We start from the raw sequence: 13,247 nt of genomic DNA, 5'->3' as shown, positions 1-13,247 counted from the left end.
GATACCTGCGCAAACGGATCGTTATTACGTCCGTAATATGACGCAGGTAATATTTAGTCGCAAATTATTTCTGCTGCCAATCGTCAGTTGCTCACTTGAGCCAGTGGCCCGGCGTGCTGCCGGTCATGGCTTTGAAGAAGGCGATGAAGGCGCTGTCGCTGGCAAAACCCGATTCGAACGCGCAGTAACTCAGGCTGCGCCCGGTGGCGAGCAACTCCATCGCGCGCATCAAGCGCCACTGCTGGCGCCATTGCTGATAACTCATGCCGGTTTCGCGCTGGAAGATTCGCCCGATGGTGCGACTGCTGGCGCCGATCTGCTGTTCCAGCACTTGCAGCTCCGGAGGCAGACGTTCGGGCGTTTGCAGCAGCGGCGCGAGGCGTTTGTCTTGAGGTAACGGCAACAACATCGGTTGCTGCGCCGCTTCAGCGATTTCGCTCAGGCACAGACCGAGCAAGTGGGCGAATTTTCCTAGCTGCCAATCGGTGGCGAAATCGGCCAGCGCCATGGGCTCCAGCACCGCACGCAGCAAAGGGCTGACTTCAATCACGCAGACCTGCTGCGGCAGTGCAGCGCACAGTTCGGGGATCAAGTAGATGGAGCGGTAATCGACACTTCGCTGCATCACCGCCCGATGGCTGACACCCGGCGGAATCCACGCCGCCCGCGACGGCGGCAACAGGCACAGTTGCTGCGCCAGAGTAATCCGCGTGCAGCCTTGTCGCGTGTACAGCAGTTGCCCGCGTTGATGACGGTGCAGGCCGGAGTCGTGGTCGCCCAAGGTCGAGGCGATACCAATCACCGGCGCCTGAAAGCGATCTGCGTCGAATGTTGCGTGGGCATCGAGCCAGGCCATGGGTTGTCCGATTTCAGCGATAAGTTGGCAGGATTTGGATAATACGCCAGTGGCCGGTTCTTAAACTCCTCGGCGGTTCAAGTGAGGAGTGATGAAGGATGAACAACAGATATTTCTTGTGGCTGGCAATTGCGCTGCTGATGTTTCCGCAGATCGCGCAAACCCTGTACAGCCCGGCGCTCGGCGATATCGGGCGTGCGTTTAACGTTGGCCCGCAAGCCGCCGCGCAGACCTTGTCGGTGTATTTCCTCGCGTTTGCCGTCGGGGTGGTCGTGTGGGGGCGTTTGTGTGATCGCATCGGTCGACGCCCGGCGATGCTCGCGGGCCTGGCGATCTACGCCGCTGCCACACTTTTCGGTCTGCGGGTCAGCAGTTTCAACGGCTTGTTACTGGCGCAGATGTTGGCGGCTTTCGGTGCTGCGGTGGGCTCGGTGGTCACGCAAACCGTGTTGCGCGACCGCTTCAAAGGCGCCGAACTGGCGCAGGTGTTTTCCCTGGTAGGCATCGCGCTGGCGGCCAGTCCGGCGATTGGCCTGTTCAGCGGCGCCAGCCTGGTTGAGGCCTTCGGTTATCGCGGTGTCCTCACTGCATTGCTGTTGCTGGCAACGCTGTTGTGGCTATGGAGTTGGTACATCCTGGCGGAAACCCGGCCAGCGCCCTGCAGCCATGTCGGTCTGTTCGAAACCCTTGGGCGCATGCTGCGAGACTGGGGGATCTGGCGCTCGGCGCTGTGGATTGCATCGTTCAACGTGGCGCTGTTCAGCTATTACAGCCTCGCACCGTTCATGTTTCAGCGGCTGGATGTGGACGCCAGCGGGTTCGGCTACAGCGGCGTGATCCTCGCGCTGGGCTCAGGTTTTGGAGCATGGTTCAACCGGCGTTTATTGACGGCCGGGTTCAAGGCATTGCAGTTGATTCGCCTCGCGGCTGGCATCGCCTTGCTCGGTGGCGTGGGCGTGTGGTCGCTGCAAGGCAGTGTCGCGTTCGTGCTGCCGATGCTGCTGGTGGTGTTGGCGTTTGGCCTGGCAATCCCGAACATTCTCGGTTCGGCCCTGGCCAATTACGCGGATCGATTAGGCACCGCCGGGGCGTTGTTGGGTTTGATGTATTACCTGCTGATCGGCGCGGGACTGATGCTCGCCGGCTGGTTTCAAGCCCTCGGGGAAACCCTGATAGCGTGCAGTGCCGTGGCCTTGCTGCTGACAATAAAGCCAGGCAAAGCAATTGTTTAAGAAATGTAAGCGCTGTAGGAAGCGTCTTGCATTTGTGTAGGAGGGCTCCGACTATCACGATCATTGATGACATGGCATTACGCCATTTGATGATCGCAAGGATGTTGCGTGCCGTTTCCGTTTCGCGCTGTTTTTCGCCGTCGTTCCCCGCTTTGCCCGCTGTTGTCGGCCTTTGTGTTGAGTGTGTGTGCCTCCTCGATTGAAGCCGCCGAACCTGTCGCGCCGGGCCAGGAAGTGCTGCGCCAGCAACAACAGCAACAGCGCGATCTGCAACAACTGCAACTTGAGCAAAGAAAGCGGCAGTTGGAGCGCGGCGCGTTCGGTCCGGCGCCGGTCACCCCGGCCATTCCGCCAACCGTCACCGCCGATGAACGTTGCTGGCCATTGAGCGGTGCGCGCATCGGCGGCGTCACGTTGATCGACAGTGCCAAACTCAACGCGCGGATCAAACCGCTGCTGGCGCCGTGCATGGGCGTCGGCCAGATCAATCATCTGTTGGCGACCATCACCGCGAGCTACGTCGACAAGGGCTACATCGCCAGCCGTCCGTATCTGCTCAGCGCACCGGCAGCGGGGCAGTCACTGGATATCCGCGTTGACGAAGGCTACATCGAGTCCATCGAACTGGCCGATCAGAGTCTGCCGGTGTCCCTCGGCGGCGCGTTTCCGGGGATGCTCGGCGAGCCGCTGAACCTGCGCGATCTGGAGCAGGGCCTTGATCAACTGAATCGCCTGCGCTCGATCGATCTCACCGCCGATATCGCTCCCGGCAGCCAGCCCGGTGCCTCGCGGATCATCCTGCGTTCTCGCACCTCCGCGCATTCGCGCTGGGCCTTGAACGCGGGCATCGACAACCTCGGCAGCGCCAGCACCGGACGTGATCGCGACACCGTCAGCCTCAGTCTCGACAGCCCGTTGCAACTCAACGACTTGTTGAGCCTCAGCGCCAGCGACACCCTCAATCAGGGCGATCGCTACAGCCGCAACGCCAGCCTGTATTACGCAATTCCCTACGGTTACTGGACCTACAGCGTGTTCGCCAGCCATGCCGAATATCGCGCGCCATTCAAACTGCCAAGCGTGACCTTTCACAACACCGGCATCACCGACCAAGTCAGCCTGCGCGCCGACCGTGTGCTGTGGCGCGACCAGAGCCGTCAGCTCAGTGCCAACCTGCAACTGGCGCACAAGGATGTCGACAGCTACCTGCAAGACGTTCGCCTCGGTATTCAAAGCCCGACGCTGACGGTGGCTGAGGCTGGCCTCAATCTGTTCTGGCTCGACCGCGCGGTGTGGAACCTCGACGTCAATTACGCTCAGGGCCTGCGCTGGTTTGGCGCCGACGACGACTCGCAGCAGCAGATCAACAACCTGCCCAAGGCGCAGTTCCGCAAGTACCGCGCCGGCCTCAGTCAGTGGCGCAATGGTCAGCTTGGCGCGCAGGCCTGGCAGTGGCAGAGCCAGCTCAACGTGCAATACAGCCCGGACCCGTTGCCAGCGATCGAACAATTGCTCGGCACCGATGATTCGGCGGTGCGCGGCTATCGGGTCAGCAGTGCCTCCGGCGCCAGCGGCGCGATCTGGCGCAACACCTTGCGCTTGCCGCTGCGCAGTCAATGGCCGGTGCAGATTACCCCGCGGGTGGGCCTCGACCACGGCTGGATCAAGGCTGATCACGGTGCTCAGGGTCAGCGCCTGAGTGGTGCCAGTGTCGGCCTGAATCTGGGCTGGAAGAATCTGCAAGTGGACGTCGATTACCAGCGCGCCCTCAACACCCCGAATGGTCTGCAGCACGAGCCTGAAACCTGGCTGATGCGCGTGGGCCTGCAAATCTGAGCAACGCAGTGAACAAACAGCCGTCGGATCTGAGCGCGTCAGCCACGGCCAAGACTAAACGCGCAACGTGATGCCGTACTCACATGGAGACGTTTTTATGCCAGCACACACCTTTGCATTTCATCTTTCGCCGCGGGGCAAATTGCGCTGGGCGATTGCCAGCCTGTTCTTCGCCGTGCACCTGCCGAGCGCGCTCGCCGGCGGCGTCGTGGTCGCACCGGGACCCGGCGGCACCGCGCAATTGCAGACCCAGGGCGGTGTGCCCATCGTCAACATCGTCGCGCCCAACGGTTCGGGCCTGTCGCACAACCAGTTCCTCGATTACAACGTCGACCGTCAGGGGCTGGTACTGAACAACGCCTTGCAGGCCGGGCAATCGCAACTGGCCGGGCAACTGGCGGCCAACCCGCAACTGCAAGGCCAGGCGGCGAGCGTGATTCTCAACGAAGTGATCAGCCGCAATCCGTCCGCCATCAACGGCGCGCAGGAAATCTTCGGTCGGCCTGCCGATTACGTGTTGGCCAACCCCAACGGCATCTCGGTCAATGGCGGCAGCTTCATCAACACGCCGAACGCCAATCTGGTGGTCGGTCGTCCGGAATTGAATGACGGCAAACTGCAAAGTCTGAATACCCGCGACGCCAGTGGTCAGTTGCAGATTCACAGCGGTGGACTACGCAACGGCGAGGGCTCGATCAACCTGATCGCGCCACGTATCGACAGCCAGGGCGCGATCACTGCGCGCGACCAGTTGAACCTTACGGTCGGGCGCAATCAGGTTGATTACGCCAGCGGCCAGGTGAAAACCGTCGACCCTGCCGGCAACACCGGCGATCAACGCATCGACGCCAGTCTGTTCGGCGCCATGCAGGCCGGGCGCATCAATATTGTCAGCACCGCCGAAGGTGCCGGCGTGCGGGTGGGCGCGGTGCAAGTGGCCGGGCGTGATGGCGTGCAGATTCGCTCGGCCGGTGACCTCAGTGTCAGCGGTGAAGCCGTGGCCAACAGCCTCGACGTGACCCGCGCCGGTCTCCGCAGTAGTCAGGGCGATGTGGCTTTGCACAGCGGCAAGGATCTGACGTTGGCGGCTACCGATGTCAGCGCTCGCGACGTCACGCTCGACGCCAAACGCAACCTGACCCTGTCAACGGTCGAAAGCCGCAAGCTTCAGGAAAAGCGCGAAAACTGGAACAACAGCACCATCGGCATCACCTGGGAAACCTACGACCGCACCCAGACCGACAGTGAATCGCGCCAGCACGGCAGCCAGATTATCGCTAGCCGCGACGCCAAGTTGTCGTCCGGTAAAGATACCGAGCTGAAAGCCGCCAAGGTCGAAGCGGCGAAGACTCTCGATGTGCAAAGCGGCGGCGACTTGCGCCTGACCGCCGGCACTGAAAGCCACACGCAGACCGATCAAGGTAATCACCGCAAACACCTGTGGAAAGCCGACTGGAACAGCAGCAGCGAGGAGCAGCGCAGCGTCACCAGCCAACTGAAGGCCGGCAACATTGCTCTGCAAACCGCCGCGTTGTTGCGCTCCGAAGGCGCCGAGTTAAACAGCTCCGGCGACGTGCAACTGGCCGGCAAACAGGTGGAAATCACCACGGCCACTCTTACCAATCGCAGCAGCGACAACCGTTACTCCGGTGACCTGGTCGGCGGTGGTTTCTTCGGCAAGACCGGCGATGCCGACAAGGGCAAGACCCAGCATCAGGGCAGCAAGATCAACGCCAGCGGCAAACTGATCGTCAAGGCTGACGACGTGCGCATCAGCGGCAGCCAAGTGCGAGGCGGCACCGACGCCAGCGTGATCAGCGACAAGGGTTCGCTGGTGATCGATGGCGTGCAGGACACCTCGCACAGCAATAACCACGACAAGGACAGCAAGTTCTTCGGCATCAGCAAGGACGAGTCGCGGCAGAACAGCAAAGACAGCAGCACCGTGCGCAGCGAACTGGTGTCCGACAGCAACCTCAAGCTCAAGAGCGCCAAGGATATCGAAGTGGCGGGCTCGACGGTCAAGGCTGGCGGTGCGCTGACAGCCGACGCGGCAGGCGACGTCAATGTGCATTCGGCGCAGAACACTCACGACAGTACTGACACCACGCATACCCGTGGCTTCGATGCGTACGCCAAAGAGCAAACGCCGGAACAATACCGCGCCGGAATTCACTACGAAGACAAACAGCAAACCGTCACTAGCAACGACGTCACTCAACAAGGCTCCAGCCTCAGCGGCGGCAGTGTGCAGGTGAAGGCGGGCGGTGACGTCACGCTCAAAGGCGCGGAGGTGAAATCCACCGTTGGCGACACCACGGTGAGCGGCCAAAACGTGTCGTTGCTGGCCGCAGCCGACAGTCACAAAACCACCACCGACACCTCCAGCACCGGCGGCGGTTTCTACTACACCGGCGGCCTCGACCGTGCCGGCAGTGGCGTCGATTTCGCCCACAGCACGGCGCAGGATTCGACCAGTAAAACCACCGCGCAAACCAGTAGCGTACAGAGCAGCGGCAGCCTGACGATCAATGCCGACAAACTCGCCACTGAAGGTGCGCAACTCAAGGCTAGCGACGGTCTGAACGTCGCCGCGAACGAGATCGACAACCGTGCGGCCAGCAACACTGACAGCAGCACGCATAGCGAGAGCAACTGGTCGGCGGACATCGGCGCCAACGTCGAGTACAAAGACATCGCCCGGCCGATCGCTGGCGCAGTCAAAGACGTGCTCGGCGGCAAGGTGCCGGACAAGGACGCTCTGGCCAATCTCGGTCAGCCGAATGTCGGTATCGACGTTGCGGTCGGTCATGGCAGCACCAGCAAAACCGAGCAAAACAACAACGCCGTGGTCAGCCGTTTTGACGGCGGCACTGTCGATGTGAAAACCACCGGCATGCTGCGCGACCAAGGCACGCAATACCACGCCAGCGCCGGCCAAGTGAACATCAGCGCTGACCAACTGCTTGCCGATGCCGCCAGCAATACGCACAACAGCAGCGCCAACGCGGTGGATGCCAAGGTCGATGTGCGCGTCTACACCAAGACCGGTGAAGACGTGAACGTCGCCGGCAGCGGCGCGGGTGGCAGCAGTGCGTCGAGCAAGGACAACTCCAGCGCCGTGGTCGGCGGTTACGCCGGTAGCCAGGGTGTGAACATCAAGGTCGGCGGCGATGCGCAGTTCGAAGGCAGTCGTTTCGACGGCGGGCAGGGCGGTGTGAGCATCAAGACGGGCGGTGATCTGGCGCTGAATCAGGCCAATGACCGGCAGACCAGCAATGACAGCAGCCTGCGCGGCAATGGCTCGCTGACGGTCGGCACCTTGCCCGGCACCGATGGCACCAACGTTGATCTCGGCGCCGGTTTCCAGCTTGATCACAGCGGCAAGCAAAGCACTGACACTCAGGCCCATGTGGCGAGCATCACCGGCAACGGTCCGGTGCAACTCAGCAGCGGCGGCGATCAAGTCCAGCAAGGCACGAAAATCGACAGCGCTGGCGCCATCGATCTGCACGCTGATGGCAAGCTCGATCTGCAAGCCGCAACCGACACTCACACCGCGATCGGCAGCAACCTCGGCGGCGGCTTGAAGGGTGGCGGCAGCAAAACCAGCAGCGAGAAGAGCCGCGATCAGGGCGGCAATCTGAGTGGCAACTTCAATATCGGTCGGGTCAACGAGGATTCGAAAACCCTTACCGCTGGCCAACTCAACAGCCAGAGCGGCATCGCGTTGAGCGGTGATTCGATTCATCTGCAAGGCACGCAAGTCAGCGCACCGAACGTCAGCATCGACGCGCAAAAGGGTGGTTACGTGCAGGAGTCGGCGCAGTCCACCGACCACCGCAATAACTGGAATGTCGCGCTGAATGCCGGTGGCAACCTGAGCAGCAAAACCCCGACCGCCGCTGATGAGAAGGCCAGCAGCGACCACGGCTTCAACGCCGGGGCCAAAGTCGCTGTGGATTACTTGCAGGGCAGCACCCAGCAGAACAGCCAGATCAAGGCTGACAGCGTGGTGTTGAACAGCGCTGGTGATGCACAGCTGGCGGGTGCGCGGATCGACGCTAAAGATGTCAGCGGCAAGGTCGCGGGTGATCTGACCGTCGAAAGCCGTCAGGACGCGAGCAACCACGCCAAGGTCGATGTTGATCTGGGCCTGACTGCGAAGAAAAACCCACCGAGTGACAAAGAGAAGCTCGCCGGCACCGACTACAAACCGACACTGAAAGCGCAGGGTGAGTACGCGCACAAGGACAGCGTTGCGCAGGCGTCCGCGATCAGTGCCAGCCAAGGCGTGAACCTCGCAGTCGGCGGCGCGACACAGCTGACCGGCGCGCGGATTTCGGCGACGCAAGGAAAGGTCGATCTCGGTGGTTCGAAGGTCAGCAGCACTGATCTGAGTAACCGTGACTACGGCGTGAAAGCGGGCCTTGATCTGCCGCATAAAGCCGAGGAAAACGCACCGAAGGTTTCCCTGGAAAACGGCACCCTGAAAGTCGGCCCGGTCACCCTGAGCGGGCATCTCGACACCCAGACCCTGCAAGCCGGGATCGACGAGAAAGGCTGATCCAACGGCCAGTGGTGGATGCACTTGACCCCGCATCCACCACCCAACCCTGTGGGAGCGAGCCTGCTCGCGAAAGCGTCCTGTCAGTCAATGCAACCAGTGACTGATGTACCGCATTCGCGAGCAGGCTCGCTCCCACATTGTTTTGCGCCAGGCGTTAAATCTCGCGCATCATGCGCGACCTTAAAAAACGCCAGGGAGGCAAACAATGAAAACAGCATTCGTCGCTGTACTCGGGGCTTTGTTGATCGCCCAACCATCCGTGTCCTTCGCGGATAACAGCAACGGCAAAAACCTCTATTCGCAGCGCTGCGCTGTGTGCCACGGCGCCGATATAAAAGGCAGCGGACCGCTGGCGCATAAAAGCAATCCGCCTACACCTGACCTGACAACGTCCGCGTTCAAAAAACGCCTGAATGAATATCCGGGGGTGATTGTGTCGTCGATCATCCTTCGCCCGAACGGCAACCTGATTCCAAAAACGCTGCAGGAAAACGGGGTAAAAATACCGCCGCATGCCTGGAGCGTTAAGGATCTGCGTGACTTGCATGACTACATGAGTGGGGTGATTTCGATAAAACGCTGAGCTCGCGAGGCGACCCGGACGGTCGGATCGAGGAATCCATTGCTTCGCCTTAATAGGAAGCATTACTATTCACGCCCCTTTCCTCAGCACGCCGCCAAACCCCCATGCGTCCCCGCAGACCCGGCTTTTTCGAGCATTACGAAGAGTTGATCGGCACCTGGACTCGCCGCCTGCGCAATCGCGCGCAGGCCGAGGATCTGGCGCACGACACCTTTGTGCGGGTGCTTGAGTCCGATTCGGCGGCGGTGCAGCAACCGCGAGCGTATTTGCACCAGACCGCGCGCAATATCGCGGTCGACGGTTATCGGCGTGAGGATCGGCGCGGCGCCATGGAGTCCCAGGCCATCGATCACAGTGAGTCGTCATCCGGCGACCCGGAGCATTACATGCATGCGATCCAGTTGGCTGACTCCATCGAACGGGCGCTCGCTGAATTGCCGGTCAATTGCCGCAAGATCTTCGTCTGGCAGAAGATCGAAGGCCTGACCCAGGCGGAAATCGCCGAACGCCTGGGCCTGTCCAAGAACATGGTCGAAAAGTATATGATCCGCACCTTGCGGCATCTGCGTGATCGCCTCGACGGGTTGCAGTCATGAACCGCCGCAGCTTTTCATCCCCAGCCCAACAGGACATTCCATGATGGATACGCGTGATTGCGCGTGCGGGCAAACAACGGTGCGCGATGACGCGGCTCGCTGGTTTGTGCGTTTGCAGGAGCCGGCCGTCAGTGCCGACGAGCAGCAGCGCTTCGATGCCTGGCTGAATCAACATCCGCAGCACCGTGACGAATTCCAATTGCTCCAGGGCTTGTGGTCGGCGGCGGATTTGCTCCCGGCGCCACGCCTCAAAGCCCTTGTTGAAACGCCGCCCACTCGCCGCGAGCGCCGTCCGATGCTGCGTTATGCCGTGGCCGCGAGTGTGCTGGCGGTGGCGCTCGGCCTGGGTTTGTTCAGTGGTTTGAATCATCCCGGCGGCTACAGCGCCGAATTCGCCACGGCGCTGGGTGAGCGCAAACACGTGGCGCTGCCGGACGGTTCGGTGATCGATCTGAACAGCCGCAGCCGCTTGCAAGTGCACTATGAAAAGGATCGTCGACTGATCGAGTTGAGCGAAGGCGAAGCGCTGTTCAGCGTCGCGCACGATACCTCGCGACCGTTCGTGGTCGAGACCGGAAATGGCAAGGTCACGGTCACCGGCACGCGTTTCGATGTGCGCCGCGATGTCGCACAAACCCGCGTAGCGGTGGAGCAGGGCACGGTGAAAGTGCAGGGGCGCGATGCAGCGGATGATCACTTCATCAGCCTGACCGCAGGCCTCGGCACTTATGTCGATACGCAAGGCAAAGTCGCCGCCGCCTATGCAGTCAACCCGGCGGAGCTGACAGCGTGGCGCAGCGGCAAACTGGTGTTCAACAACGCCAGCCTCAGTGAGGTCGCGGCCGAAGTCTCGCGTTACCGTGAGCAGCCGCTGACCGTGGCCAATCCGGCCGTGGCCAGTCTGCGCCTGACCAGCGTGTTCAAATCGGACAACACCGACGCTTTGCTCAAAGCCTTGCCGAGCATCCTGCCGGTGGCCGTTCGCACCCTTGCGGATGGCAGTCAGGAAATAATCGCAAAATAAAATTCAGGTTTTTTTCGAGTTCATCGTCTTCCTGTTCAACTGCAACTGGTTTGCATTAACAGCCGCACACTCTTGCGATCCACAGGACTACGTACGACGTGAAAAACACCACTGCCAACAACAAAAAATCCCCTTGGCTGCCGCTGGCCCTAGCGCTGGCGGTCAACGCTGCAATGCCGCTGGCGTTTGCCGGTGAAGCGATTCATATCCGCGCGCAGCCATTGGGTCAGGCCCTCAGCGAACTGGGCCAGCAGACATCGCTGCAAGTGTTTTTCAGCCCGGACCTGGTCGCCGGCAAACAGGCGCCGGCAGTCGACGGTGATATCTCGCCGGAGCAGGCGTTGCGCCAATTGCTGCAGGGCAGCGGTCTGGATTATCAGATCAACGAAGGTTCGGTAACGCTGTCGCCGGCCGCGAGTTCCGCCGCCAGCAACGGCCCGTTGGAACTGGGCGTGACCGACATCAAGGTGGTTGGTGACTGGCTCGGTGATGCCAACGCCGCCGTGGTGCAGAACCATCCCGGCGCGCGCACGGTGATCCGCCGCGAAGCCATGGTCGAGCAGGGCGCGATGAACGTCAGCGACGTGCTCAAGCGTGTCCCGGGCGTGCAGGTGCAGGATTCCAACGGCACCGGCGGCAGCGATATTTCCCTCAACGTCGGCGTGCGCGGTCTGACCTCGCGTCTGTCGCCGCGCTCCACCGTGTTGATCGACGGCGTACCGGCGGCATTCGCCCCGTACGGTCAACCGCAACTGTCGATGGCGCCGATTTCCTCGGGCAACCTCGATAGCATCGACGTGGTGCGTGGCGCCGGTTCGGTGCGTTATGGGCCGCAGAACGTCGGCGGGGTGATCAACTTCGTCACCCGCGCGATCCCGGAAAAAGCCACCGGTGAAATCGGCACCACCCTGGAAACCACTCAGTACGGTGGCTGGAAACACATCGATACGGCGTTCCTCGGTGGCACTGCCGACAACGGCATGGGCGTGGCGTTGCTGTATTCCGGCGTCAACGGTAACGGTTATCGCGAGCGCAACAACGGCAACGACATCGACGACGTGCTGCTCAAGACCCATTGGGCGCCCACCGATCAGGACGATTTCAGCCTCAACTTCCACTACTACGACGCCACGGCCGACATGCCCGGTGGTCTGACGCAAAAGCAGTACGACGCCAAACCGTACGACTCGGTGCGTGACTACGACCAATTCACCGGTCGGCGCAAAGACGTGTCGTTCAAATGGATCCGTCAGATCGACGAACGCACCCAGGCGGAAATCCTCACTTATTACACCGACAGTTTCCGTGGCAGCACCATCGCCGCGCGCGACCAGAAAACCCTCAGCTCCTATCCGCGCTCGTATTACACGCTGGGCATCGAGCCACGGGTCTCGCGGGTTTTCGATGTCGGCCAGACCACGCAAGAAGTCAGCGTCGGTTACCGCTACCTGAAAGAGGCGATGCACGAATCGTCGAGCCGAGTGGCGCTGGTCAATAATCAGCCGGTGCTCACGCCGACGTCTGATGGTCATGTTTTCCAGGATCGTACCGGCGGCACCGAAGCCAACTCGGTCTACCTCGACAACAAAATCGATGTCGGCAACTGGACCATCACTCCGGGCATCCGCTTCGAACACATCAGCACTGACTGGCATGACCGCGCGGTGCTCGACACGGCCGGCAAACCGGTGCAGGCAAAAAACCGCAGCATCGAGAGCAACGAGCCGCTGCCGGCGCTGAGCGTGATGTATCACCTGTCGGACGCGTGGAAACTGTTCGCCAACTACGAAACCTCGTTCGGCAGCCTGCAGTATTTCCAGCTCGGTCAGGGCGGCTCGGGTGATCAGACCGCCAATGGCCTGGAGCCGGAAAAGGCCAAGACCTACGAGATCGGCACGCGCTACAACGATGATGTGTGGGGCGGTGAGGTAACGCTGTTCTACATCGACTTCGATGACGAGCTGCAATACATCAGCAACGATGTCGGCTGGACGAATCTCGGCGCGACCAAGCACCAAGGCATCGAAGCGTCGGTGCACTACGACATGGCGGCACTGGATCCGCGTCTCGATGGCTTGACCGCCAACGCCGGTTTCACTTACACCCGCGCCACGTATGAAGGCGAGATTCCGGGTTTCAAGGGCCGTGATCTGCCGTTCTATTCGCGTCAGGTGGCGACCGTCGGTTTGCGTTACGACATCAACCGCTGGACCTACAACCTCGACGGTTTCGCCCAGTCGAAACAGCGCTCGCCGGGCACCGGGGTTAACGCTGATGGCAGCTTCAACGGCAACTACATCACTGACGGCACCGCAGACGGGCAGTACGGCGACATTCCGGGTTACGTGACCTGGAACGTGCGTGGGGGTTATGACTTCGGGCCGCAGGTGTCGAACCTGAAGCTGGGCGCCGGGGTGAAGAACGTCTTCGACAAGCAGTACTTCACCCGCTCCAGCGACAACAACTCGGGGATGTATGTCGGCGCGCCGCGTACGTTCTTTGTGCAGGCCAGCGTCGGTTTCTAAGACTCAAGCCATTGCTGAACCGGTT

General features: G+C 61.2%; 8 protein-coding genes. 7 read left to right on the top strand and 1 reads right to left on the bottom strand.

What is annotated here, in order from left to right:
- Positions 1-91: 91 nt before the first annotated feature.
- Entirely contained in the window at positions 92-856 is a 765-nt protein-coding gene (locus tag AC3IUF_RS19985) for an AraC family transcriptional regulator (protein WP_095114251.1), read from the bottom strand.
- 98 nt (positions 857-954) lie between these two features.
- Between AC3IUF_RS19985 and AC3IUF_RS19980 the strand changes: the two genes are divergently transcribed.
- From AC3IUF_RS19980 to AC3IUF_RS19950, 7 genes are all read left to right on the top strand, one after another.
- Positions 955-2,088 carry an MFS transporter gene (locus AC3IUF_RS19980; RefSeq protein ID WP_489279088.1) on the top strand — a complete coding sequence of 378 codons (1,134 nt, stop codon included), beginning with the start codon at positions 955-957 and terminating at the stop codon, positions 2,086-2,088.
- A 108-nt stretch (positions 2,089-2,196) separates the two neighbouring features.
- Positions 2,197-3,924 (top strand): ShlB/FhaC/HecB family hemolysin secretion/activation protein, encoded by a 1,728-nt coding sequence (locus AC3IUF_RS19975; RefSeq protein ID WP_489279087.1) that lies wholly within the window; start codon positions 2,197-2,199, stop codon positions 3,922-3,924.
- A gap of 97 nt (positions 3,925-4,021) precedes the next feature.
- The gene (locus AC3IUF_RS19970) at positions 4,022-8,491 is read left to right on the top strand and encodes a hemagglutinin repeat-containing protein (protein WP_489279085.1); all 4,470 of its coding nucleotides are present in this window, start codon (positions 4,022-4,024) and stop codon (positions 8,489-8,491) included.
- Positions 8,492-8,699: 208 nt separating this feature from the next.
- A complete protein-coding gene (locus tag AC3IUF_RS19965) occupies positions 8,700-9,077 on the top strand; it encodes a c-type cytochrome (RefSeq protein WP_489279084.1) in 378 nt (125 codons plus the stop codon).
- A 104-nt stretch (positions 9,078-9,181) separates the two neighbouring features.
- Positions 9,182-9,673, top strand: coding sequence for a sigma-70 family RNA polymerase sigma factor (locus tag AC3IUF_RS19960; protein WP_007915577.1), 492 nt, complete (start codon positions 9,182-9,184; stop codon positions 9,671-9,673).
- Between the two features lie 40 nt (positions 9,674-9,713).
- The gene (locus tag AC3IUF_RS19955; protein ID WP_489279082.1) at positions 9,714-10,697 is read left to right on the top strand and encodes a FecR family protein; all 984 of its coding nucleotides are present in this window, start codon (positions 9,714-9,716) and stop codon (positions 10,695-10,697) included.
- 98 nt (positions 10,698-10,795) lie between these two features.
- Positions 10,796-13,222: a TonB-dependent siderophore receptor gene (locus AC3IUF_RS19950; protein WP_489279081.1), complete on the top strand. Its 2,427-nt coding sequence runs from the start codon at positions 10,796-10,798 to the stop codon at positions 13,220-13,222.
- Positions 13,223-13,247 lie beyond the last annotated feature (25 nt).

The organism is Pseudomonas sp. KH_040 (assembly GCF_057839305.1).
Note: the sequence above shows the minus strand (reverse complement) of the source record. Positions and strands in the feature narration are given on the sequence as shown.